This is a genomic window from Kurthia populi (assembly GCF_042686175.1).
Lineage (GTDB): Bacteria > Bacillota > Bacilli > Bacillales_A > Planococcaceae > Kurthia > Kurthia populi.
Window position 1 is genome coordinate 1 of record NZ_JBHUOR010000115.1, and the last position, 23,597, is coordinate 23,597.

General features: G+C 38.1%; 23 protein-coding genes and 1 pseudogene. 10 read left to right on the top strand and 14 right to left on the bottom strand.

Annotated features, from left to right (window positions below; translation table 11 throughout):
* Positions 1–880 precede the first annotated feature (880 nt).
* From ACFSY7_RS12980 to ACFSY7_RS13000, 5 genes are all read left to right on the top strand, one after another.
* The gene (locus ACFSY7_RS12980) at positions 881–1,153 is read left to right on the top strand and encodes a hypothetical protein (RefSeq protein ID WP_380148139.1); all 273 of its coding nucleotides are present in this window, start codon (positions 881–883) and stop codon (positions 1,151–1,153) included.
* A 24-nt stretch (positions 1,154–1,177) separates the two neighbouring features.
* Positions 1,178–1,825: an HAD hydrolase-like protein gene (locus ACFSY7_RS12985; RefSeq protein ID WP_380148140.1), complete on the top strand. Its 648-nt coding sequence runs from the start codon at positions 1,178–1,180 to the stop codon at positions 1,823–1,825.
* Positions 1,826–1,954: 129 nt separating this feature from the next.
* A complete protein-coding gene (locus ACFSY7_RS12990; protein ID WP_380148141.1) occupies positions 1,955–3,925 on the top strand; it encodes an LTA synthase family protein in 1,971 nt (656 codons plus the stop codon).
* A 133-nt stretch (positions 3,926–4,058) separates the two neighbouring features.
* Positions 4,059–4,283: a hypothetical protein gene (locus ACFSY7_RS12995; protein ID WP_380148142.1), complete on the top strand. Its 225-nt coding sequence runs from the start codon at positions 4,059–4,061 to the stop codon at positions 4,281–4,283.
* Positions 4,249–5,334, top strand: a complete 1,086-nt coding sequence (locus tag ACFSY7_RS13000) for a hypothetical protein (protein WP_380148143.1) — start codon at positions 4,249–4,251, stop codon at positions 5,332–5,334. Before ACFSY7_RS12995 ends, ACFSY7_RS13000 begins: the two co-directional genes overlap by 35 nt.
* 141 nt (positions 5,335–5,475) lie before the next feature.
* On the opposite strand, the gene ACFSY7_RS13005 is transcribed toward ACFSY7_RS13000, so the two are convergent.
* The 8 genes and pseudogenes from ACFSY7_RS13005 to ACFSY7_RS13040 all read right to left on the bottom strand — a co-directional run bounded on the left by ACFSY7_RS13005 (position 5,476) and on the right by ACFSY7_RS13040 (position 14,215).
* Positions 5,476–6,600 carry an iron-containing alcohol dehydrogenase family protein gene (locus tag ACFSY7_RS13005; RefSeq protein ID WP_380148144.1) on the bottom strand — a complete coding sequence of 375 codons (1,125 nt, stop codon included), beginning with the start codon at positions 6,598–6,600 and terminating at the stop codon, positions 5,476–5,478.
* A gap of 9 nt (positions 6,601–6,609) precedes the next feature.
* On the bottom strand, positions 6,610–7,806 hold the full coding sequence (locus tag ACFSY7_RS13010) for an acyl-CoA dehydrogenase family protein (protein ID WP_380148145.1): 1,197 nt from the start codon (positions 7,804–7,806) through the stop codon (positions 6,610–6,612).
* A gap of 11 nt (positions 7,807–7,817) precedes the next feature.
* Positions 7,818–8,486: a methionine ABC transporter permease gene (locus ACFSY7_RS13015; RefSeq protein ID WP_126989777.1), complete on the bottom strand. Its 669-nt coding sequence runs from the start codon at positions 8,484–8,486 to the stop codon at positions 7,818–7,820.
* A 106-nt stretch (positions 8,487–8,592) separates the two neighbouring features.
* A pseudogene (locus tag ACFSY7_RS13020) lies at positions 8,593–9,258 on the bottom strand (methionine ABC transporter ATP-binding protein); the annotation flags it as partial.
* A gap of 33 nt (positions 9,259–9,291) precedes the next feature.
* The gene (locus tag ACFSY7_RS13025; protein WP_380148146.1) at positions 9,292–10,338 is read right to left on the bottom strand and encodes an LLM class flavin-dependent oxidoreductase; all 1,047 of its coding nucleotides are present in this window, start codon (positions 10,336–10,338) and stop codon (positions 9,292–9,294) included.
* A gap of 11 nt (positions 10,339–10,349) precedes the next feature.
* The gene (locus ACFSY7_RS13030) at positions 10,350–11,408 is read right to left on the bottom strand and encodes an LLM class flavin-dependent oxidoreductase (protein ID WP_126989774.1); all 1,059 of its coding nucleotides are present in this window, start codon (positions 11,406–11,408) and stop codon (positions 10,350–10,352) included.
* A gap of 12 nt (positions 11,409–11,420) precedes the next feature.
* Positions 11,421–12,791 carry a 4-hydroxyphenylacetate 3-hydroxylase N-terminal domain-containing protein gene (locus ACFSY7_RS13035; protein ID WP_380148147.1) on the bottom strand — a complete coding sequence of 457 codons (1,371 nt, stop codon included), beginning with the start codon at positions 12,789–12,791 and terminating at the stop codon, positions 11,421–11,423.
* Complete coding sequence (locus tag ACFSY7_RS13040) at positions 12,788–14,215, bottom strand: 4-hydroxyphenylacetate 3-hydroxylase N-terminal domain-containing protein (protein ID WP_380148148.1); 1,428 nt, start codon at positions 14,213–14,215, stop codon at positions 12,788–12,790. Before ACFSY7_RS13040 ends, ACFSY7_RS13035 begins: the two co-directional genes overlap by 4 nt.
* Before the next feature lie 406 nt (positions 14,216–14,621).
* Between ACFSY7_RS13040 and ACFSY7_RS13045 the strand changes: the two genes are divergently transcribed.
* Positions 14,622–15,461, top strand: a complete 840-nt coding sequence (locus tag ACFSY7_RS13045; protein WP_139994536.1) for a MetQ/NlpA family ABC transporter substrate-binding protein — start codon at positions 14,622–14,624, stop codon at positions 15,459–15,461.
* Between the two features lie 145 nt (positions 15,462–15,606).
* Here the strand turns inward: ACFSY7_RS13045 and ACFSY7_RS13050 are convergent, their stop codons facing one another.
* Entirely contained in the window at positions 15,607–16,521 is a 915-nt protein-coding gene (locus ACFSY7_RS13050; protein WP_380148149.1) for a phosphotransferase, read from the bottom strand.
* 156 nt (positions 16,522–16,677) lie between these two features.
* On the opposite strand from ACFSY7_RS13050, the gene ACFSY7_RS13055 reads away from it, so the two are divergent.
* Entirely contained in the window at positions 16,678–17,211 is a 534-nt protein-coding gene (locus tag ACFSY7_RS13055; RefSeq protein WP_380148150.1) for a hypothetical protein, read from the top strand.
* A 121-nt stretch (positions 17,212–17,332) separates the two neighbouring features.
* Here the strand turns inward: ACFSY7_RS13055 and ACFSY7_RS13060 are convergent, their stop codons facing one another.
* Positions 17,333–18,193, bottom strand: a complete 861-nt coding sequence (locus ACFSY7_RS13060; protein WP_380148151.1) for a helix-turn-helix domain-containing protein — start codon at positions 18,191–18,193, stop codon at positions 17,333–17,335.
* 376 nt (positions 18,194–18,569) lie between these two features.
* Here ACFSY7_RS13060 and ACFSY7_RS13065 point away from each other — a divergent pair, with 376 nt between their 5' ends.
* On the top strand, positions 18,570–19,061 hold the full coding sequence (locus ACFSY7_RS13065) for a hypothetical protein (protein WP_380148152.1): 492 nt from the start codon (positions 18,570–18,572) through the stop codon (positions 19,059–19,061).
* Between the two features lie 186 nt (positions 19,062–19,247).
* A complete protein-coding gene (locus tag ACFSY7_RS13070) occupies positions 19,248–19,697 on the top strand; it encodes a GNAT family N-acetyltransferase (protein WP_380148153.1) in 450 nt (149 codons plus the stop codon).
* Between the two features lie 99 nt (positions 19,698–19,796).
* Here the strand turns inward: ACFSY7_RS13070 and ACFSY7_RS13075 are convergent, their stop codons facing one another.
* Both ACFSY7_RS13075 and ACFSY7_RS13080 read right to left on the bottom strand, forming a co-directional pair.
* Positions 19,797–20,021: a hypothetical protein gene (locus ACFSY7_RS13075; RefSeq protein WP_139994548.1), complete on the bottom strand. Its 225-nt coding sequence runs from the start codon at positions 20,019–20,021 to the stop codon at positions 19,797–19,799.
* Positions 20,022–20,523: 502 nt separating this feature from the next.
* Complete coding sequence (locus ACFSY7_RS13080) at positions 20,524–21,024, bottom strand: GNAT family N-acetyltransferase (RefSeq protein ID WP_380148154.1); 501 nt, start codon at positions 21,022–21,024, stop codon at positions 20,524–20,526.
* A gap of 141 nt (positions 21,025–21,165) precedes the next feature.
* On the opposite strand from ACFSY7_RS13080, the gene ACFSY7_RS13085 reads away from it, so the two are divergent.
* Positions 21,166–22,146, top strand: coding sequence for an arsenic resistance protein (locus ACFSY7_RS13085; protein ID WP_380148155.1), 981 nt, complete (start codon positions 21,166–21,168; stop codon positions 22,144–22,146).
* A gap of 21 nt (positions 22,147–22,167) precedes the next feature.
* On the opposite strand, the gene ACFSY7_RS13090 is transcribed toward ACFSY7_RS13085, so the two are convergent.
* Both ACFSY7_RS13090 and ACFSY7_RS13095 read right to left on the bottom strand, forming a co-directional pair.
* Positions 22,168–22,614, bottom strand: coding sequence for a hypothetical protein (locus ACFSY7_RS13090; protein WP_380148156.1), 447 nt, complete (start codon positions 22,612–22,614; stop codon positions 22,168–22,170).
* Between the two features lie 117 nt (positions 22,615–22,731).
* On the bottom strand, positions 22,732–23,088 hold the full coding sequence (locus ACFSY7_RS13095) for a hypothetical protein (RefSeq protein WP_380148157.1): 357 nt from the start codon (positions 23,086–23,088) through the stop codon (positions 22,732–22,734).
* Positions 23,089–23,597: the final 509 nt, after the last annotated feature.

A 23,597-nucleotide genomic window follows, 5' to 3' on the forward strand; every position in this document is an offset into this window, starting at 1 on the left:
TCTGTATATTATGCGCGTCAATGCCAGTTGACACTCAAGCATCATACAGGAGGGCTTTTTTGTTTTCAAGTCTCTGAAAATCCTTCTAACAGGAATGCTCCTATTATTTGTTTAATCATAATTATAATTCCAGTATTTGTATATTATTTTTTTGCCTTTATTTATAAATAGTAGATACTTCTTTTCATCAGTCATTCTACATTCTCGTTTTATTCAAATTTCATAATTACTTTTTATGTTCAAAATATTAAAGCAGCCATCCATTTTCGTCATTAGCCGAGAGAGCGTGTTTTGGATACAACATATTTCTAAATATGTGCCAAACAACTTCCTTTCACCTATGATAAAATCTTCTATTTATCATTTATCCTGCATATCCTGTCAACCAAAATTTTTATTTACTACTTTTATAGCGTATGTTTATTATTTTTAAGGAAGTCATTCGGTGGTTTTTTACCGAAAATTAAACAAAAGGGGTTCATTTCGCTTCCCTGGCGGTTGATTCCCCGTCAAAATTCACACAATTTGCAGCGTTACATGACATTTATTCGAAAAATGACACCAATGTCTAGATTTCCGGCAGAGCACCAAAATAAGCCCAAAAAAGCAGAAAAAGGGGCGTTTTGTGTTATAACGTAATCATCTTATTTAACAAACTATCGTAACTATCCGCTTCTCCTTATTATTTATTTGTTTTAATGCTGATTCTAAGCAAATCCTTATTACGTATACAGCCCTATCTACATGCACATGTCGCATATTTCTAGATATGTCGTATCCAAAACACGCTTTCTGGGGTTATGAGCGATTTCTGATCGTTCCTTTAAAAATGCAACCTCCCACTTTTCACCCCCGTCCTATTCCAAAAGGAGTGGATAATATGTTATTACTGATAACAATTACTGCAGCGCTCACCGCGATTTCAGTGCCTCTCTTTAGTTCACGAACGAAATCTCTGCGTAATCTATTCATCAGCTTTACTGCTTGCATCGTGGCGATATGCTGTCAGATGACGATGCAGCACCAGTTTGTCTTAGCAAATGATATGAGCGCCTTAGCGGATACTAGTGCTTTTACGCTAAAGGCCTGTATCACACTTGCTGTATTGACTGCTCTACTCAATATGATGCATTTACGTAAAATTCAGGACTAGTTTAGTAGAAACGGGGAATTACATATGGAACATGCTATTTTTTTTGATATGGATGGGACATTGTTTCAAACAAATTTAATTTTAGAGCCCGCACTTGAAGCAACTTTCGAGCACTTACGCACGAATAATCTCTGGAGTGGTGAGACGCCGCTCAATCTTTATCGCGATATTATGGGCATCCCGCTTCCTATTGTATGGGAGAAATTATGCCCGATGCACTCGGACGCTACACGGGAGGCTAGCAATGCCTTCTTCCAACAAGCATTGATTCATGAAATTGAACAAGGCACTGGTGCGTTATATACAGGTGTAGAGGAAACGCTCGCACAGCTTTCAGAGAAATTTCCACTCTATATCGCAAGCAATGGGCAACTTCCCTATTTAAATGCGATTGTGGAGCATTTTGCATTGCATCGCTATATTCAAAAGGTGTATAGTATTGAAGGTATTCGTTCAGGTAACAAATCCGAGCTTGTAGCGAATGCGCTAAAAGAACAGCATATTACATCAGGCTTTGTGGTCGGTGATCGTGCATCAGATATTGCGGCAGCGGCGGATAACGGACTTGTCTCCATTGGCGTCTGTTTCGACTTCTCTCAAGCATCTGAACTTAAGAAAGCAGACCATATTGTGCCACATTTTGACAAATTGGTGTCAATTATTTTAAAATAAGCAAAACTCCATATAACACAGGTCGTTTCACAAGTTTTTACACTGTTCAATGGAACCTTTTTAAGGTAGAATCGTTCTTAAATATGTTTTTTCATAATAATAGTAATTTTATAAAGCAGGTGGAAACGTATGTTGAAAAACAACAAATTCTCGCTGAATCACTTTGCGGGAATTTATGCTGTAGCTGTCATCGTGCTTTGGATTAAAACGTATATTGTACAAATCACACAATTTAATCTTGAAGTAAAAGGCGTTTTACAGCATTTCTTATTATTCATTAACCCGTTAGGCGCGGTTATGCTGTTGTTAGCAATTTCGTTCCTATTCAAAAAAGACAAACGAAAATTGACCGCATTAGTCGTTATTTACACATTAGTAACGATTTTATTATTCGCAAATGCTGTGTATTATCGCTTCTTTAGCGATTTCATCACATTACCGACTGTTACACAAACACAAAACTTCGGTGATTTAGGTGGTAGTGTCTTATCATTATTACATGTGACAGATATTTTATACTTTGTCGACGTAGCATTATTAATTTACCTACGTGTGAAAAAGAAAAATGTCTTAACTGGCGATAAACGCATCACTGCTAAAAAAGGTAGCACGTTAGTAACGGCTGCCATCGCGATTTCTTTATTCAACTTAGCATTAGCTGAAATGGACCGCCCACAATTATTATCTCGCGGTTTTGACCGTTCATACATCGTGAAATACTTAGGTATGTACAACTATACATTGTATGATTCAGTAGAAACGGCACAAGCATCATCACAACGTGCGCTTGCAGATAGTAATGATATCTCAGAAGTGTTAAACTACACACGCTCTAACTACGCAGCGCCAGATAAAGAGTACTTTGGTGTCGCAAAAGATATGAACGTTGTTTATTTACACTTAGAGTCGTTCCAAACATTCTTATTAGACTATAAGATTAACGGTGAAGAAGTCACACCATTCTTAAATAAACTAACAAAAAATAATGAAACATTGTATTTTGATAATTTCTTCCACCAAACTGGTCAAGGTAAAACATCCGATGCTGAGTTTATGTTAGAAAACTCATTATTCGGTTTACCACAAGGCTCTGCGTTTATTACGAAGGGACAAAATACGTACCAAGCAGCACCAAATATTTTAAAAGATAATGGCTACACATCTGCTGTATTCCATGGTAATAACGGTAGCTTCTGGAACCGTAACGTGATTTATAAACAATTCGGTTACGATGAATTCTATGATGCGAGCTATTATGATACATCATCTGATAAAGATATGGCTGAATATGGCTTACTTGATAAACCATTCTTCACACAATCTCGTCCGATGTTAAATGATTTACCACAGCCATTCTATACGAAGTTAATTACAGTAGGTAACCACTTCCCTTATAAAATGGACCAAGATTTAGTTACAATCGATAAAGAAACAACGGGTGACGCCAGTGTCGATGACTACTTCCAAACAGCTCGCTACTTAGATGAATCGGTTAAACAATTCTTCAAACAGTTAGAAAAAGATGGTCTTGCGGATAACACAATGGTCGTTCTTTACGGTGACCACTATGGTATCTCAAGCAACCACAACAAAGCGATGGAACAAATCATTGGTAAGGAAGTTACACCTTATGAAAACGCTGGTCTACAACGTGTTCCTTTATTCATTCACGTACCAGGTATGCAAGGTGGCGTAAAACATACGTATGGTGGTCAAATCGATATGCTGCCAACAATTTTACACTTACTTGGCGAAGATACACAAAAATACGTTCAATTAGGTACTGACTTATTATCAAAAGACCATAAGGAAGTTGTCGCATTCCGTAATGGTGATTTCACAAGCCCATCAGTTTACTCAATTGATGAAAAAGTATACGATACGAAAACAGGTAAACAGCTAGACCCTGAAAAGAAAAAGGATTTAGCACGTATTGAAAAAGCGAAAGAAACAAGTGCTGAAGTAAGTACGAAATTAGGGATTTCAGATCAAATCGTTAATGGTGACCTCTTACGTTTCTATACACCGACTGACTATAAACCAGCAGATCCATTGAAGCTTGATTACACAAATCCAGATCCAAATGCTACTGGTAAATAAAAAAAGCCCGTTCCTTTAGAGGAGCGGGTTTTTTCTTATTTTTGGGGAAACTATCAAAAAAATAATATTTTCCTGTGCATGTATTGTAATTATTTGAGACAATAAAAGAAGGAAAATAATAGGAGGTGTTTTTTTGGATTTACAACAAATCATGTCAACCTACGGCAATACCCATTTACAAATGGCGTATTTCTATACAGAAGACTGGCACGCTGCAGAGGAAGTCCTGCAAAACGTTTTTCTTGCAGCATCTAAAAGCAATGTAAAATCAACTGAATTCGAAACCATGCTATTAAAGGATACAATGAATTTCAGTAAACAGTATGTCCAGAAAAAGAAAAAAAACTGTACCATTTAAACAATCTACAAAGTTAAAGGACGTTATTATTTTAGCGGAGTATGCGCATTTACATTCGCAGGAAATCAGTAAATTTCTAACGTATTCTGAGCCCAAGGTCGATAAAATGCTTGCGAAAGCCTATGAGACTTTGAATAAAGATCTTTTCGAGCGCTCTCATGAAGACCACTTTGACGAAGCGATGCAGGCACGTATTACGGCGCACATCAAAAATGTACCCTTACAAAAACGTCCAAAAGACCTTATGTACCCACTAATCATGGTGGGCATTGGGATTGCTCTTATTCTTTTATTTATGACGACCATGAATACCGACTACATATTCTCAAAATCCACTGTACCAACGGATGAATCAATTCAAAAAGTCTATACTAGCATCGTTATTGATGATAAAGACGCTTTTGACACGACAACATCCTTTTTCGATTCAGATACGACTGTGATGAAAAATGAGAAAAAAATCAAGTTGCTTGAGCAGTGTGTAAAAAACGCAAAAGAAACGACACTTCCGAAAAATGTAGAGCCTAATGTCGACCTCATTATCAACTATGCAAATGACGAAATGTTTGCATACCGAGTCTATACAGAGGATGGCAACTATTGGCTATCTAATAGAGCGACGAACAAAGTGTATGGCGGAAAATTTTCAGGTGATGATTGGTTCTTTTACGAGCTTACAGAGAGTAAGAATATTTGGATTTTCTTCCTGTTTATTGTCTTTACTAGTTTCATCTTGCCAATGATCATACAGCTGTCTAGAAATCGCTCTAAATTCATTCCACGAAGCTATTATTACGTATCTGAACAGCATCGTTTGCTACACATCATTGCGATTGTTGCTGCAATTGCCTTTACGTTTTTCGGCTTTTTACATGACAGTCGATTCCTTATTCTCTATATAATCTGCTTTTCATTTATTCCTTTTATCGTTGATTTTTATTATGAATATCGCTATGATCGACTTTTTAAAAAATACATCGATACAGTTATAACGTATAGCTATTTGATGCTAATAATTATTATTTATACGTTTCTTACAACGTATTTTTAAATAAAAGTGACTGGGACAAAAGTGTAAGACACCCTCTCCTAGGAGCATAAGAAAAACCGGAATCGCGCTGTGATGCGCTTCCGGTTTTTTGTTGCGAACATTAAAAAAGGAAAATAACGTGTTTTGCCCCAGCCTCTTTTTCTATATCCCCTTATAAAACTCAAACAACGTCTCCGGTGTAAATGCAACGGGATTATTTAGCATATTGCCTGAAAAGCTATCGTCGACAATACGCTGAAGTTCGGCATCAGTTGTCACACCAAGCTCTGCCCATGTTGTGCGTAGTTGTAAATGGGCTTTTAATTTTTCAACGGCTTGTGCTAAATGACCTGCATCGTTAAATCCTAGCTCACGACTAATGGCTTCTAGTCGGCCATCATCTTGTGCATTTATTGCATTATGTACCCAGAAGGCTGGTAGCGTAAAGGCACATGCTTCGCCATGTGGCACACCAAGTTGCTCCGTTAAGGGGTATGAGCATGCATGTGCAGCAGCAGTTTGCGTTAAATTAAAGGCCAGGCAAGCTGCGACGGAAGCTTCTGCCATTTTCGTACGGACCGTAATATCCTCTGGGTGATCATAAGCCTTCGGTAAATAATCAAATACAAGACGCGCCGCATGCTTCGCAAATAAATCCGTAAATGGCTGATGTTTTACGCTATACAATGCCTCAAGGGAATGTGCCAGTACATCAATACCGCTTGTTGCCGTCACTTTTTGCGAACAGCTTACTGTTAATAAGGGGTCAATTAGTGCATAACTTGCATAAAGAAGCGCGTCATTTAGTGGTGCTTTTTTGCCTGATACCGTATCCGTTAATACCGATACTTTTGTAATTTCACTTGCAGTGCCAGCTGTCGTCGGAATCGCAATCAGCGGAAGTCCAGCTTTTTCAAGTATGTACTGACCGTCAAAATACGTCTGTACAGATGCCGTGGTTGGCGCTAGTACAGCCGCTACTTTCGCGGCATCAAGTACACTACCTCCACCAAGTGCAATCGCAAAATCATACTGCTCCTCACGTAGTAAATCTACGCAGTCCTGTGTATTTTGAATCGTTGGATTTGGCTGAATATCATAAAACACCTCTTGTAGCGTTGGGTTTTGCTCCTTGATTTTCGCAACCGTTCCATTTTGAATCATTGATTTTGTCGAAATGATCAATCCTTTTGTTCCCTGCAATCGTGTAATAATTTGCGGTAGTTTGTCGAGTGCACCGATACCAAATTCAATGGGCACTTGTTGATTAAATTCAAATGTTGTCATGATTCGCTCCTAATAATAGCCATTTATCGGTAATTCTTCGTCATTCACTAAATAATGGCCAATGTCTTTTGCTTTATATGAAGAAGGATTATGCGAGGCAATGGTACGTAAATTCCGCCAATGTCTGTCAAGCTGTGCCCCGCGTCTTGTTGCAGAAGCTCCACCAACATCAAATAGCTTTGTCGCCGCTTCTAATGAAATTTTCTCAGCGATAATTTTCAAATAGGCTGCTTGTAATGCTGCTTCATGCTGATACTGCGCAAATTCAGCCGTCCCACGATGAGCAATCGCCTTATCCAATGCGGTTGCTGCCTGTGCTAAGGCTGTTTTCACTGTAAAATTAGTTGCCTGTAATTCTCCAATTGTTTGCAGTAGGATCGGGTCAATTGATGCTTGCTCTGCGGCACCATGTGTAAAAGTTCGTTGACGATTTTTTACTAGCGCTATGCTGTCTTTGACGATGCTTTCAACAATCCCTGCTGCAACGGCTTGTAAAAATAATTGGCGAACTGGCACATACTGCTGCTTTTCACGCACTAATTCCACTACTTCATGCGTCTCTACGGCTACCTCTGTAAACGTTGTAGAGCCGCTCGCAGTTAATTGTTGCCCGAAGCCATCCCAATCATCGAATACTTGTACTCCTAGTCGATTAGTTGGAATAAATGCCACAAACACGCGATTCTCTTCACCAGCAGCAAGTACATATACATAATCTGCATATAATGTACCGGTTGTAAAATACTTCCTCCCATTTAATGTATATCCTGTTGCGGTTTTCGTCAACGTCGTATCATACTGTTTACTACCTTGAGGCTTGGCTGAAATCTCTGTTGTAGCATTTCCAACAAGCACACCGTCTGCCACTAATTGCAGGCGGCGCGTTCGTTCCGCACTAGCTGGTGCTGCCAAATTATCCTCTACGAAAATAAAATGCGAACGCAAAGCATGTGCAACGTCTGGGTCAGCAGTTGCGATACGTCGAATCACTTCAAACAATTCCTGATTAGTAATACCGCTCCCACCAAGTTCCTTTGGCAAACGCAATGCTCCGAGCTTTGCTTCTTTAATCCACTCAATCGCCTTCGTCGGTAAAAGACGCGCATCCTGTCCACGGCGTAGCTCTGCATCTGCTTGAATGCTTTCTAGCAAGTTTTCAAATGCTTGTGAATTTATGTTAATCGGTTCTGTTTCTACTTTAACCATTTCATGTCCTCCTATACATTTCGTTTATCTAGTTTTTTAGCAGTTTGATTTCCTACAAATTGAATCACTTGAACAATGACCACTAATAGCACGACCATAAAGAGCATGACGTCTGTTTGGAAACGGTAATAGCCATAACGAATTGCTAAATCTCCAATGCCCCCACCGCCAACAATTCCTGCCATTGCAGAGTAAGAGATAAAACTAATTGTGGTAACTGTTAATGCCAGTAAAATACCCGAGCGCGCTTCATTTAATAAGACATCTTTAATAATTAAATGCTTCGGTGTGCCGATCGCAATTGCCGCTTCGATTGTTCCCTTTGGTACTTCTTTCAAGGCTTGCTCAACAAGGCGCGCAAAATAAGGAATTGCGGCAATAGATAAAGGCACAGATGCCGCAAGCGGCCCAACAGTTTCACCAACAATCATGCGTGTCACTGGGATAAGCACTACTAGCAAAATAATAAATGGAAATGAACGAATCAAGTTAATGACCATATTAAGTAAACGATTAACCGTCGTATTTTGCTGAATTGAGCCTTGCTCCGTTAAAAAAACATATACGCCGAGTGGAGTCCCTAAAACAATTGCAGCCACTAATGAAAAACTAACCATCAATGCCGTTTGTCCAACACTCTCATAAATTTCCGGTAATAGTGGCAAAATATTATCAAACATGTACGACCTCTCCTTTCAACGCTTGTGCTGACTCTTTGCGACGGTTTTCAACGAGCAAATGACCAATACGCGTCGTTGCTGAAGTCGGTGCTTGTGATAAAACTAACTCCTCTTGCACGCGCCCCTCTTCCATCACTGCAACTCGGTGACATAATGTATTGACGACATCCATCTCATGTGTCACTACCACAAGTGTTACACCAAGCTGTTCATTAATAGATTTTAAGAAATCTAAAATATTTTCCGTTGTTTGTGGATCTAAGGCAGATGTCGGTTCATCACATAATAATACTTTTGGATTTAATACGAGGGCACGCGCAATTGCTACACGCTGTTTTTGCCCACCACTTAATTGTGATGGATAATGCCTTGCTTTATCCGTCAACTCCACCACCTTTAAGATATGTTCAATCCTTTCAGCACGTTCCTTTTTAGGTACACCTGCAGCTTTTAAAGCAAATTCAATATTGCCGACCACTGTTTTATTCAGCAATAAATTAAAATGCTGAAAAATCATGCCAATTTCATGTCGTTTTTTTTCAAGTTTTTTGGGCTTTAAGGCTGTTAACTCTTCACCATCAAACCAGACTTCACCTGTCGATGGCTGTTCAATTAAGTTAATGAGTCGTAGTAACGTTGATTTCCCTGCACCACTAAATCCAATAATGCCGAAAATCTCCCCCTGCTTCACCGTAAGTGACGTATCATGCACTGCCTGAAACGATGATTTTTTCGACTTATATGCCTTACTCACATTTTTTAGTGTAATCAATCACAGCACCCTTTCTGTTGTATACTTATCAATTTACTTGGTATTTAATGCGAAAGAATTTACTCGCGGTACTACCTGTTCATAGAATACTGGCAATTCTTGCAATGGATGGCGAAATGCTATTAAAATTTTTTCAATACCAATCGCTTCAAGTGCTTTAATTTTCTCCGCAACCTGTTCATAACTACCAATTAGACCAACACGAAAGCCTTCATTATTGGCAACAAAATCGCTAATTTCTTTCGCATTTTTCCACATACCTTTCGTTTCCTTACTCTTTTTAAACTGTTCAATCGCTGCTTCATCCGCCTGTTCTAAAATATGTGCATACTCGCGCTGTGCCTCTTCCTCTGTTTCACGTGCAATCACATAGGCCGCCACCGCATATTTTACTGTGCGCTTATTTGTAAGACCTCGCACTGCTTCAATTTGTTCAATTAGTTCTTCAACTGGCGCACCATTCATAAAATAAATATCTGAGTTTGCTGCCGCAATCCGCTGCGATTCCTCTGAATTTCCGCCTTGATAAATTGCTGGATACGGTTTTTGTATCGGTTTTGGTGACAATGTTCCACCATTAATTTTGTAAAAGTCTCCGTCAAAATGAAAATTATCCTTCGTCCATAACCCTTTTACTACTTGTAAATATTCCTCTGAGCGACGATAACGATCTGCATGCTGAATCCATTCGATACCAAAGGCTTCCTGCTCCGCCTTAAACCAACCACTCACTAAATTAATATGAAAACGTCCATTAGAAATCACATCTAATGTAGCGCCTGCTTTCGCTAATGTTACGGGATGGATGAACCCTGGTAATATAGCAGCCAATAAATGTACCTTTTCTGTTTTCATCGCCATCGCGCTAATGATACTAAGTGGATCAAGCTGTCCTGAGTCTGAAGCTGAACCGCCAATACGCCCTACATAACGCACTGGATATAAAATACCTTCCACACCTAATCGATCTGCTAATTGTGCCAATTCAATATTGTAAGCAATATCGCTACGCTTTTCTTGTACAACATGTGAGCGTAAAAATCCTCCACTCACATTACCTCCCCATGTTAAAAAATTCATAATGATTCCTCCTATACCGTTACTGGATTAAACTTCGGTAACACATCTTTACCAAAACGTGTCGCTTCTTCTGCATGTGGGAAGCCAGATAAAACAAAGTGTGTAATGCCCACATTGACATAGTCATCAAGTGCTTCTTTTACCTGATCTGGTGTGCCAACGATTGCGGTCCCTGCACCTTTTCTTACTTTCCCAATGCCGGTCCAGCTATATTTGTCGAAGCGGTCTGTTTTTGCGGCAATTTCCGTCATACGCTGCTGTGCGACAGAGTCACTGCCCGATTTAATTTGCTGAATCGACTGCTGTACATCCGTATCGATTTGGCTAATAATATGATGCGCCGCTGCCCATGCCTCTTCCTCTGTATCACGTACCACAATATGCAGACGAATGCCATATTCTAACGTACGACCATATTTTTTAGCACGCGCCTTTACATCTTGGATTTGTTCACCAATGCGCGCCACTGGTTCACCCCATTGTAAAAACACATCCGCATGCTCGGCCGCAATTTCTTTGGCGATATCAGAAGAGCCACCAAAATAAATTGGAATGCCTGCTTGCTGTTTAAGTGGTGGGAATAGCGTCGCATCTGTTGTTTCGAAAAATTCACCTTTATGCGTCACAGAGTCTTCCTGCCATGTTTTTTTAATCACATCTAAAAACTCACCCGTACGTTCATAGCGCTCACCATGCTCTGTATAATCGCCGTCTTTTGCGAGTTCGGTTTGTGAACCACCTGTCACCACATTTACTAATAAACGGCCATCAGAAAACTGATCCAATGTTGCCGCCAGTTTAGATGCCACAGTTGGTGAAATAAAGCCTGGACGGAATGCTACAAGTGGACGAATTTTTTTCGTATGATGAACGATAGCTGAGCCCACTGCCCATGAGTCTAAATAGGGTACGCCTGTTGGAATTAAAATACCTTCAAAACCAGCATCCTCAGCCGCCTGTGCTACTTGCGTAATCGTTTCTAAATTTGCTGGACGCTGCGGTTTTTCCGTTCCTAAAAATTCACCATCGCCATTTGTTGGTGCAAACCAGTAAAAATGTGTATTTGTCATTATAAATTCCTCCTATAAGATAGACGTAGCAAATTGTTGCCATGCCTCTTTTTTTGTATGCTGTTTATAGTAATTCGCATAGGTTCTTACGGGGTCTCCCGAATAAAAACGCTCATATAATTCATGGCGTGCTCCGAGCTGACTGCCAACTAAATCCCATGCTACCTTATGCAATAATGTGCGGTCATATCCATTCAATGAGGCACCTTCAAAATAGGAATGCCATTCTGGATGTACATCAAATAATTCAAGTGTCGCAGGTGCTTGAAGTAAGCCTGATGCACTTAGCTTTTGAATAATTTCAATCGCTTTCGGATAATAGGTCGTTCCTAAATTTCGTGCAGTCGCCAAATATTGCTTGTTCGGTAAATATACACCGTTAATTAATTGCCCTGTTTGCTGAGCTGTTTGAAGTAAGGCCTTAATGACCTCAATTTGTGAAAATAGCGTTGCTAATTCATTTTGAACATGTAAGAAAGACGTAATATCCGCCTCACTTGCTAAACGATTCGCAAGTGCCGCTACTGCTGTCAACTTACGCACAAGTCTTACTACTGTTTGATGCTGACTTAGTGCCCCCGCTACAGGATCTTGCTGCAATTTCCAAGCCGCTTCCGGGTCCTCGTGTACTAGCACATATTCCCATGGGATGAGTACGTCTTCAAAAAGCAACACCGCATCCATTTCATCAAATCGTGCACTAAGTGGCTGATTTACTTTATCGTCACTTGCAAAGGAAGCGCGGCTAATAATTTGTAGACCCGCTAAATTCGCTGGAATCAGGAAAATATTAGCCAACGATTTTTGTTCAGCACTACGTGGGTGAAATGATGAAATAATGTATTCATCTACATATGGTGCAGCTGTCGCAATCGTTTTTGCACCGCGTACAATTACGCCTTCTTCTGTTTTTTTCACAATCCGAAGCTGTCCACTAGCCACTTCAACTGCAGATTGACTACGTTTACGCTGTAGATCCTGTGCCGCTGCAGTTGATAGTAATTCGTGCTCTTTGGAATCGTTATAACGCCGTATGATTTTCTCCTCAAAATGTGGAATATATGTAGCAATCTGACGTCGATTTGCGTACCATCCTGTTTCAATTTCTCTCGAATATTCGGATAGACGGCTCATCATTCCAAAAGTCTCATCCACCCAAATCTCATAGGCATGCTGCTTTTTCTGTAGTTGCTCTATATTTTTAGGAATATGAAACGAAGCATGTCTCCCCTCTATATATAATGCTTCATTTGATAATGTAAGTAATTTTTCAATTGTAGTCACTGTGCCTTTAAATGCATGATGCGATGCCAAATGCTCTACCTTTTCTGTACCGTACCAAACATTTCGTCCATCATTTAAACGTTCTAGCCAAGCTGTCATAAAAGCAACTCCTCTCGTTGCTGAATTTTCGTTAAAAATGTATCTAAATAATCATCAAGCGGTAATTTATCATAATTTTCAAAAAATAAAGATTGGATACGGAATGGGTCGCCTGTATAAAAGCGTTCATATAAATCATGACGACTCCCTAGTTCACTTCCTACAAGTTCCCACCCAATACGGAAAAGAGCCGTTTTTTGTTTTGCTGAACTCGCAGCGCCGACATAATATGTTTCAAGTTGTTTTTGTAATGCTTCATCTTCAAAACGTTCGATTAATGTGGAGGGTAGCTGTGTAAATCCACCTGCTCCAATTTCCTTTAAAATACTAATCGCGCGACTATAATAACTCGTTCCAAGATTTCGTGCGACTTGTAGTTGTACAGCACTTGGTGTAAAAACACCATTCTCTTGCACAAATCCATTCGTTTCCGAGGTGTGTAGCAATGCTTCAATTGTATCTACCTGCATGTACAGTTCGCCCACTTTTTGCTGAACATTTAAAAATTCTGTTACGCGAATACTTTCAGCAACCGCCGTCGTTACACCTGCCACAAATTTTAATTTCGTCAATAAACGAATGACCGTTTGATAATGTGCTAATTCATTTAACTGCTGATGACGATGCGCTTTTACTACTCCCTCTGCATTGCCGCGTATAAAAATGCGGTCATTCGGGATAAATACACGATTAAATACGACTACTGCATCCATTTCATCAAATTGACTAGCAAGCGGATATAATGCCAAATCCTGCGCCGCATGACTTTTACGGCAAATAATTTCAAGTCCTGGTGACTGTGTAGATACAATAAAGAAATTAGCAAACTTCTCTTGCTCTTCTGCTTTACTATAGGGTGTATTGACTAAAATATCGTCAACATAAGGGGCGCCTGTCGCAATCATTTTTGCACCACTTACGTAAATACCATCTGTTGTTTCTTCTACAACATGTAGTAGCGCATGTTCAGGGCGCTCTGTCAGTGGCTTCGAACGATCAATTTGTGGATCAGCAATAGCTGTCGTTAGCAAACGGCGCTCTGATTTTAATTGCTCATAATACCTTTCTATTTTTCGGGGAAATGTCGCATCATACTGTGCAAACTGCTCGCGGTCTATGTAGTATCCGGTAATCAATGCATAAGCATAATCGGATAACCGGCTCATCATACCAAAACTTTGTATACTCCATGCCTCAAAAGCTGCACGTTTTTCTAACAATTGCTCTTTAGTTGTCGGAATTGAAAATGCCTGATGTACATACTTACCAAGTTTGGCATCCTTATAACCAACCGGCTCGTCATCAATACGTGCTAATAATTCTTGAATCGTTTGAAAGGTCCCTTTAAACGCTGCATGCTCTGCTAAATTAGTTACTTGCTTCCCATCTAGCCAAACATGGCCCGCACCTTTAATTGCTGTCATTCCATCCTCTCCTTTCTATGATTACGGCTAGTTGTCTAGTCCGTAAAACACAATCGGAGCCCTTCTATTATGAGAAGAGCTCCGGTGGTCCAGTCGCTATAAATATTTAATTAAGAAAACAAAAAGAGCTCTTAACAAATCGCATCAAATGTGTCGGTTAAGAGCTCTGGTTGTCCAGTCACTGTAAAATTCTTATGCTTCATAGATTAAATGAATAATACCCATTGGTCAAGTATGAATTAAAAAATATTTTAAAAAATAATCATTGCTAATTTTTCTATTACTTGCTAGAATACTCTTTAATTCCTATCGGCTAACTTATATTTCCGACCGGACTACCGGAGGCACGTATGTTTTTACATATAGTGCCTCTTTTATTTTACCCAAATTAAGGAGGATATGAAGAATGAAGAAAATTGTAACCATTTTATTAAGTATTGTACTTTTAGCGGTGCTCGCTGCTTGCGGCAAGACATCAAGCGACAATAAAGCCAGTGCAGATGATACAAAAACAATCCGCATTGGCTTTACTCCAGGACCCTATAGCGATCAAGTACGAAAAGGGATTGAGCCAATTCTAAAGAAACAAGGCTACACTATTGAATACAAAGAATTTACAAGTGGTAATGAAGTGAATTTTGCCCTTGCTGAAGGATCACTAGATGCCGATATTTATCAACATACGGCATATTTCAAAAATTTTGTTAAAGAAAATAATGTCGATTTAACCGAAACCATCAAAGTTCCGACTGCACCGATGGGTCTTTACTCAGACCGCTATGATTCATTAAAAAATTTAGATAAAAACAAAGAATATAAAATTGCGATTCCAAATGACCCACCAAACTTTGCACGCGCTCTTCGTTTATTAGAACAACTTGATTTCGTGACACTCAAGAAAGATTATGAGCCATTAACTGTTAGTAAACATGATGTTGAAAGCTATCATATTAACATTAAATTTGTTGAAGTAGAGCAAGCCCAATTGGCTCGCGTCATTAGTGATGTTGACTTTGCCCTTGTAAATGGTAATTATATTTTAGCAGCCGACCGTAGCTTAGATGATAGTCTATTACTAGAGGACCCGCCATTTGAATACCAAAATTTAATTGCTGTTCGCACAGAGGATAAAGATAAACAATTTGTAAAAGATTTAACGGCCGCCTATAAAACTGATAGCTTCCAAAAATTAATCGAAACAGATGCTGAATTTAAAGGCTTCTGGCAGCCAGATTATTTTAAATAATAACTATAAAGAGGCTTTGACATACGTATAAAAACAACCGTTCCTATGAGCATAAGAAAAACCGGAACCGCACTATAGCGCGATTCCGGTTTTTCGTTGCGAACGCTAAAAAAGGAAAATGACTTGTTTTGTCCCAGCCTCTTTATTATGTCTTTAAAATTTGTAACGTCTCTTCTAAAAATAAATGCCTATTAGCTACATTTTCGATCCCTCTAGCCACGCGGTCATAACGGAATGCACGAATAATCGCTTTTAAACGCTTCGCGACGACTCGCTCCTCCTTCGTCCATACACGATGTTTTTGATACGCCTCCGTAAATAATGTGTAACGCTCCTCAGCCGAAAACATGCTGTCAGATTCCACATGCCAACAGCAATAGACAGCTACCGCAATGCACTCATTTAACAGGCGCTCATCGCCAGCTAAATTAAAGTCAAAAACACTTTGCACACAGTCTCCATCAAATAACATATTATAATGACAAAAATCCCCCTGCACAGCAGCTATCGGCAGACGCTTCCAACAATTCTTCAAGTATGTACGATGTGCTAAATACTGTGTTTCAATTTCTTCAAAAATATTTTCTTGCCCGTACGCTGCCTTCATTTCTAAAAAGCTTAGCTCATTTTCATCATAATCCCCAATTGCCTCCGTTGCATTACCGCCAAATAGACTCCAAGACGTTGCTCGGTGAAAACGGTACGATTGACGAAGTGATTCTGCATGCAGTTTTCCAAGCATCGTGGCCATTGATAGAAGCATACTATCTGTTAAATGATTTACTTCTCGCCCAAACTGACGTGTTTCTATCGTCCAAGTGAGGCCATCTTTTGCTACTGCATATACCTCATCTTGTGTTTTTTTATACCTAGGCACCGGTAAAATCCCTATCAATTTATTTGCAAATTGTGCCTGTTGCTCTACCTGCCAAAGTGGTGCTTTTTCTCCTTTTACAATCCACTCGTCTCCTTCTATATCACGAATAGCATAGATTTTTTTCTCACTATCGCGTATAACCTTTTTCTTTTCGGTTCGGATGCCCCAAGTTTGTTCTATCATTTTTTCACTTCTTCCTTTATTTTTATCTTTTATGTAAAAATCCAATTGAAAATCTATAATAACACTAGCGTGACCGATATATAAAGAATTTATTTCCATTAATTATATGATATAAATCGAACGGAGATGTTTGACATTTTGGCTCATTCTATTCCATTGCAAAAAGTTTATTTTTTCAGTGACAATTTTACATTTGCCTATGCCATTCAAGGTTTTGTTGAACGATATTTAGCAAATGAAATTGAACTCATTAACATTGTTTATTTTCATACACAAGCAGACAAACAGCGTTATACAGCAAATCAAGTGCTCTCTGAAACCGTTCAAAATTTAAATGAAATCGGGCTAAACAATTTTGATTTTATCCAGCCGGTCGTCATTACTGGCAGACAGGAGCTTAAACAAATGTCAATTGAGGAAGATAGCGCGATTATTACGATTTTCAATTCAACAATTAGCTATGAAAAATTTGAAGAAAATCCTGTTTTCACAAACCGATTGCATCATAATTTCTTTAATCTTCATTTACCCTATCATGATGTGCATTTGATGCAGGATTATTTTATGCGTATTAAGGCATTGCGCTATAACCGTGATACATTAGGTGTTTATATTAAGGCATACCGGTCCCATCTGAAAAAAGAAAAAGATTTCGACCCAAGTTTTTATACAGTACCCGCACATCGATAAACGATTTCTAAGCAGACGGTTTTTAATTTGAGACCATGAAACATTGTAAAATGGTATTATCTAATGCATTCTATCCAGCAAAAAACTCCTATAACACATACCTGTCGTAGGAGCTTTTTAGTTATTCCATTTCTTTTAATAATTGATGCAAACGCCCTTCATAAAAAGTATATAGATCATGATGATCAAGTAATTTAAAAACTTCAAGCGCCTGGCGACTAAGTCCGATTCCTTCTTCTTTTTTATCTAAAATCATACGCAAGCCTGTATAGTATTTAATCATCGTTTGCTCGAAGAAACGATTTTGACCATTATATAACTTTTTAGCAACGTCGATAAAAACATCTGTTTTTTGTCGATTTTTAATTTTAATACTAATATTCATTAAGTTAAATAGCATCATTGAAACCGCCTCATAATCGCTTCGCAAATCCCTGTATTTTAATGCGCGTTCAACAAGATTTTCCGATAAAAGCATCGTTGTTTTTGGCGGAAATAAATATAAGAAGTTATTGAACAAAACCAATTCATAATAAGACCATTCATTGATACCCATTAAATATTCTGTTAGTTCAATACGATAGGCATCTGGAATTTTTTCTGTATCAAATTTTAGCTCAATACACTCACATAAAATTACTAAGTGGCGATAGTAAATATCGTTTGTATCCACATATTTTTTATGTGCATCTTCTTTTAGCTTTTGTATACCGTCAAAATCTCCATTCATATACATTTCAATAACATCTGTATATGCTCGATTCTTATCACTTATTTTAAAATCATTTTTCATAAAGAAAAATTCATCATAATTCACATTACAGTAATCCAAAATATACGTTAATTTCTCTGACGAAATTTGATGATGATTGTTTTCGATTTTTGCTAAATAAGGCCTTGTAATCATCATGGCATTGGCCACTTGTTGTTGTGTTAGACTTTTACCTTTACGGATTCGTTGTATTAATGTACCAATTTCCATTTACCCACCTCAAAAAAATGTGTCATATAGTTTACAAAAAATGCACAGCGTTCACTTTTCTATTATATTATTTTTAAGGAGGCGTTAATATTGAAAAACTTTAAATTTTCAACTAAATTTAAATTTGCTCTAAATTGTGGTACTTTACTTGCTGCAACTGTTATTGTCGCAGCAGCAGACCACTGGTGGCTAATTTATCCTTAACGAAAATGCATTTGCCAAATATGCAAAATTCCATTATTCATCCCAAATGGAGATCACCTCTTACTAGTACTTAATTTAAAAATCCCTATTATGTAATAACCCGAATTGGGCCCACAATTCTTCACCGCCATGAGAATTGTGGGTTTTTCTGTATCAAAAAGGAGGAAGGGATATGAAAGTTTATTTTGACGAGCAGCATTTTTTGCGAGAAGCAACATTGGACCAGCAACATCTACAGCAAAAAATCACTGAATATGAGCAACAATTCCCTCATGCGAAGGATTTAGAAAAATACCGGCTTGCTAGTATTCTTGGTTATTATTATCGCCTTCACAGTGTGCATGTTCCGACTGATATTGTTGTGGCTGAAAATTATTTTCACATCTGTCTGGATTATGCGCAAGAAAACAATGACCCCCAAAAAGAACTCATCACACTTGTTCGTCTTGGTGAAACATACAAATATAGTGACTTACATGCGCTTGCGTTAAAATTATTTAAAAAGGCACTATTCTTATGTGATACACATCTTATCGAATCACATCGAGATTTTATTTTGCAGCATATGGGGAAATGTTATATGGAAGTTGGGTTTCATCAAAAGGCTCAAAACTGTTTTCATCAAGCATTAGCACTACGCAAGCAAAAAAGAATACGGAATTAATTGACTCCACCAAAAAGGCACTTTTGCTAAATCATAAGCTTGAAATGACAGGTAGATTTTCAAAATTAATTTATAAATAAAACAATTAACAAACTAATTTATTAACTAATTAATTTTTACACATGTTGACTCTACAGCTACTGGATACTTTATGCTCAACGTAGAAAACATGAAGGAGTTATGCTTATGAAAGCAAACATACAATTACGCGCTCTTGAACGTGAAGACCTACGCTATATTCATCTCTTAAATAACGACAACAAAATTATGTCTTATTGGTTTGAAGAACCTTATGAATCATTTGCCGAGTTACAAGATTTATTCAAGAAACATATTCATAACCAAAGTGAACGTCGTTTTATCTTAATGGATGATAAACAAACTGTTGGTCTCGTTGAGCTAGTAGAAATCGATTTAATTCACCGAAATGCAGAGTTTCAAATTATTATCGACCCACAATCACAGGGAAAAGGTTACGCAAGTATAGCTACTAAACTTGCAATTGAATATGCCTTTACGATTTTAAACTTGCACAAGATTTATCAAAAGACATGCTTTCAAATTGAAGGCGAACTGAAAGAAGAATTTTTCATTAATGGGAGCTACCATGATGCGATTCGAATGTGCATGTTCTAGCGCGATTTTTTAAACAATTAAAATAAAAACACTACTCGATATTGAGAGTAGTGTTTTTATTTATTAATTAGTTAACAAATTAACTAACTAACTAATTAATTATTTTTTCTTCTTTGATACTGTCTCTGTGCCAATGGCACCAATAATCGCTATAAGCAATGGTCCTGCCATCCAAAAAAGCGAATCATTAAAAAAGGTGATTTGCCAATCTAAAAAATGATTTCCAAGTGCTACAATAATTTTAATAATAATTAGCAAAGCCCCAATTAAAAATAGCCCATCGAAAAAAGCTTTTAACTTCGGATGATTTGTTGTTTTCTGCATATAAGCCTCCTATCGTTCTACACTTTTCATTTATTCAAATAATACATTTCTGTTATTTTTTTAGGATTTCGAAGAGGTGTGATAAACGCCAAACTATTGTCATCCGGATCATTAAAGTGAATTTTTGCGCGCGCCCCTATTTCATTTGCTATTAGGAATAGCTCAGTCGGCGCAAATCCAAAAGCTTCTCTTGATGCAATATCTCGATGTTACAACCGTTTGACTACATCTTCTAAATCCTCCAGCTCTACTGAAAAAGCAATATGCCGAACAGATGGGTGACAAGATACGTTAGCATGTTACAATCCTAACTAGTTTTTCTGTTCTACAATCTAAAAGAATATAAATTTATCGTCTACAAGATGATCTACTATTAAACCTAAATCATTGTAAAAATCGATAGCTATTTTTAAATTCGATTGGGAAACGTGCATCATACAATTCGTTAATTATCTGATGTTCTATTTAAATTTATTTATTAATTAATAGTTTAATAAATTAACTAATTAATTTCAAAAACATATACTTCTTCATTCAATAGCCTACCACCTATACGAACTTTTACCGTTTTAACATAGTCTGCACCTAAATGCGTATAGAAGTGGCGCGTCGCATTATCCGCTAAAACATCGACATATGCTTTTTTATAGCCCTGCTTTTTAAAAGCGTGCATCAATTTGTCTACTAATTTGCGACCAATTCCCTGCCCATGACAAGCATCTAATAAGTAAAGTGATGTTAAGTCCGTCGCACCTACTTCTGTATTTTCCTTACGTTTTCCTCCGGTAATGAAGCCGATAATTCCCGATGAATCCTCCGCTACAAATATCATATTTTCACGATTTTCTAAATTTTGATTCCATAATTTTGTGCGCTCTTCTACAGATAATTCATCTAAAAAATGTTGTGGAATAATCCCCTTATACGTTGTTTGCCAACTTTCAACATGCACCGCTGCAATCCCACTTGCATCTTTTTTTATAGCTTCGCGAATAGTGATCATACTGTCTCCCCCATTCTTTAGTTGTTAGTATACAGGAATTTTTTTACATTATCAGTCTAACTTATTTAAACACTTTTTTAAGAAAAGAATACGCTGTGCTACAATAAGTACAGCATTCATAGAAAGGAGCCTCCACTTCAATTGCTCACTCGAGATACACTTGAAAAACAACAAATTTATTATTATTTCTTGGCACTCTTTCTTGGTGCACTCGCTGGTATCTTCTCACCTTCAATTGCCAGCTCATTCTCTGCAATTATTTCGATAACACTCGCCATTTTAATGTATAGCATGTTTTCGCAAATTCCATTTACATCCTTAAAAAAATCATTCGTCAATAAGCGTTTTCTTGCAGCACTATTAACGATAAATTTTCTTGTAGTACCGCTAGTTGTCTGGCTATTAACGCGCTTACTACCTGATAATTCACCGATGCTTCTTGGTATCTTTCTTGTTTTACTCACACCTTGCATTGACTATGTCATCGTTTTCACAGCGCTTGGTCGCGGGAATGAAAAGCTAATACTCCTTGCTACACCGATTTTATTACTTGCGCAAATGCTCTTGCTACCAGTTTATTTAACACTTTTTATCGGAGAGCATGCCGCAGCAATTATCGAAATTCGCCCATTTATTGAAACATTTTTAGTCATTATTTTACTACCACTAATTGTTTCTGTTTGTACTCAATTACTTGCAACGAAAAAAGAAGTTGCCCAAAAGGTACTTGATGGTTCCGCGTGGCTACCGGTTCCGTTCATGGCATTCACTTTATTTATCATTGTGGCTTCACAAATTACGAAGGTCTTAACATTTATCGAGGATATTTTAATCGTCATTCCAATCTATATTTTATTTATGCTCATCATGCCGTGGATTGCCAAAGCGATTGCAACGCTTTTCCGCTTAGACATCGGTGCAGGACGTGCGTTAATTTTTAGCAGCTTCACACGAAATTCACTCGTTGTGCTCCCATTAGCTCTTGCACTTCCTAGCGCTGTACAAACTTTTGTCGCGGCCATTATTGTAACGCAAACAATTGTTGAAATTATTATGGAGCTCCTTTATATCCGCCTCGTTCCAGCATTTATTTTACGAGACAAAAAAGCAGAAAACGCGTAAAGCATTTTCTGCTTTTTCCTATTATTGACCGTAAATTTGGAAGCCTCTTTTTTGCTGTGCATTCTTTAATAAAATAATAATGTTCGGAAACTCTTCAACATTTACATCCTCATGACTTGTGATGCCATTAACTTCCTCGCCAATTAAACCAAGTAAGAACGGGTTCAATTGCTCTGCTACTGTAATAAATGCTTCATTTATTGCAGCAGAACCTGTACGGCGCAATACTTTTGGGGACACGCTAAGCGTTAGCCAACTGGCCTCACCCTCTGATTGCATTGCCGTCACAACGCATGGGACACGCCCTTCAGCTACACGTAATTGCCCCTGCAACTCTACATAATCTCCTGTAAAATGAGCTATGCCAACAACATTATCTGTATGTAATCGTTCAAGCGCCTGTACTAATTGACCTTCAGTAAGCTCCAATGACAATTCATAAAAGCCGCCTTTATCGTACTTTTCCATTTTATCCCCCCTATTTAACATTATTGTATAACAAAAAAAGCCTGAAAGCCTAAAAGCTTCACATTCTATTTTCCTTCTTTTAAATACAAGCACATACTAAATAACGAATTCAAACCTTTATTCGTTATTTAGTATAGCTTCGACAAGTGGCATTAATGGATACAGTAGCCCGATTTTTTCTGCAGCATCTACCATGGAAAGCTGTGCAACCGCTGCATTTTTTGGTGCGTCTTGCAGTGCTGCCATAACAATTTTGTCATGCGCCACTTTATCGCCCGCCATTAATAAATCAAATGCTTTTGGAATGACCACAACCTCTACCTCTCTAGTTACATATGTATATAAACATTTAAGCGTTCCTTCGACCGTTTGCGGATTCGTGAAAAATAAGGTTAGCGGTAGTTTTTGTTGTTTGAGTAATTTAAAAAACGGCACATCAATTTCAATCATCGGTACCGACAATGACGCATCCATTAACGCAATATAATTCGTACACGTTACAACAAGGACATCTGGTTTAGTTGTTGCAATCCATTGGAGCTACTTCCCTACCTGCATTTTGGCTTGCTCTATTTGATGATGTTGTACATGCCACATCACACCTGGATCTACATAGTGCTCCAGTTGGACAGTATGACTATAAAAAGCCCGTTCTATATAAGCAATATTTGAGTAGTGTGCATGCAAACATGCAATATTTATCATTGTCTTCACCTCAGTAAATTTATTTATTAATTGTTTTATAAATTAACTAATTAATTTTATTTAGTATAACAAAAAAGAAGCTATGTCACATTTTGGAACTGCCCCACGAAAGTGAGACAAAGAAAAAGACACGTTCTTTCAGCTAAATTTGACGGACGCTTTCCTGGGGCATGGCGGACTTGCCCGACTTGTGACGATATTTTTTCTTTTTGACGATACACTGCCACGCATTGTCACGCATAATACGCTGCACCGTACCTTTACTAATGGCGTGCTCC

Bases quoted from the DNA above. Each gene is read 5' to 3' on its own strand.
- ACFSY7_RS13035 (WP_380148147.1), bottom strand. From the start codon at position 12,791: ATGACAGCTTGGCTAGAACGTTTAAATGATGGACGAAATGTTTGGTAC.
- ACFSY7_RS13030 (WP_126989774.1), bottom strand. From the start codon at position 11,408: ATGACAAATACACATTTTTACTGGTTTGCACCAACAAATGGCGATGGT.
- ACFSY7_RS13065 (WP_380148152.1), top strand. From the start codon at position 18,570: ATGAAAGTTTATTTTGACGAGCAGCATTTTTTGCGAGAAGCAACATTG.
- ACFSY7_RS13050 (WP_380148149.1), bottom strand. From the start codon at position 16,521: ATGATAGAACAAACTTGGGGCATCCGAACCGAAAAGAAAAAGGTTATA.
- ACFSY7_RS13070 (WP_380148153.1), top strand. From the start codon at position 19,248: ATGAAAGCAAACATACAATTACGCGCTCTTGAACGTGAAGACCTACGC.
- ACFSY7_RS13090 (WP_380148156.1), bottom strand. From the start codon at position 22,614: ATGGAAAAGTACGATAAAGGCGGCTTTTATGAATTGTCATTGGAGCTT.
- ACFSY7_RS12985 (WP_380148140.1), top strand. From the start codon at position 1,178: ATGGAACATGCTATTTTTTTTGATATGGATGGGACATTGTTTCAAACA.
- ACFSY7_RS13045 (WP_139994536.1), top strand. From the start codon at position 14,622: ATGAAGAAAATTGTAACCATTTTATTAAGTATTGTACTTTTAGCGGTG.
- ACFSY7_RS13005 (WP_380148144.1), bottom strand. From the start codon at position 6,600: ATGACAACATTTGAATTTAATCAACAAGTGCCCATTGAATTTGGTATC.
- ACFSY7_RS13015 (WP_126989777.1), bottom strand. From the start codon at position 8,486: ATGTTTGATAATATTTTGCCACTATTACCGGAAATTTATGAGAGTGTT.
- ACFSY7_RS13000 (WP_380148143.1), top strand. From the start codon at position 4,249: ATGTCCAGAAAAAGAAAAAAAACTGTACCATTTAAACAATCTACAAAG.
- ACFSY7_RS13060 (WP_380148151.1), bottom strand. From the start codon at position 18,193: ATGGAAATTGGTACATTAATACAACGAATCCGTAAAGGTAAAAGTCTA.
- ACFSY7_RS13010 (WP_380148145.1), bottom strand. From the start codon at position 7,806: ATGGTTAAAGTAGAAACAGAACCGATTAACATAAATTCACAAGCATTT.
- ACFSY7_RS13075 (WP_139994548.1), bottom strand. From the start codon at position 20,021: ATGCAGAAAACAACAAATCATCCGAAGTTAAAAGCTTTTTTCGATGGG.
- ACFSY7_RS13025 (WP_380148146.1), bottom strand. From the start codon at position 10,338: ATGAATTTTTTAACATGGGGAGGTAATGTGAGTGGAGGATTTTTACGC.
- ACFSY7_RS13095 (WP_380148157.1), bottom strand. From the start codon at position 23,088: ATGGATGCGTCATTGTCGGTACCGATGATTGAAATTGATGTGCCGTTT.
- ACFSY7_RS12980 (WP_380148139.1), top strand. From the start codon at position 881: ATGTTATTACTGATAACAATTACTGCAGCGCTCACCGCGATTTCAGTG.
- ACFSY7_RS13040 (WP_380148148.1), bottom strand. From the start codon at position 14,215: ATGACAGCAATTAAAGGTGCGGGCCATGTTTGGCTAGATGGGAAGCAA.
- ACFSY7_RS13080 (WP_380148154.1), bottom strand. From the start codon at position 21,024: ATGATCACTATTCGCGAAGCTATAAAAAAAGATGCAAGTGGGATTGCA.
- ACFSY7_RS12990 (WP_380148141.1), top strand. From the start codon at position 1,955: ATGTTGAAAAACAACAAATTCTCGCTGAATCACTTTGCGGGAATTTAT.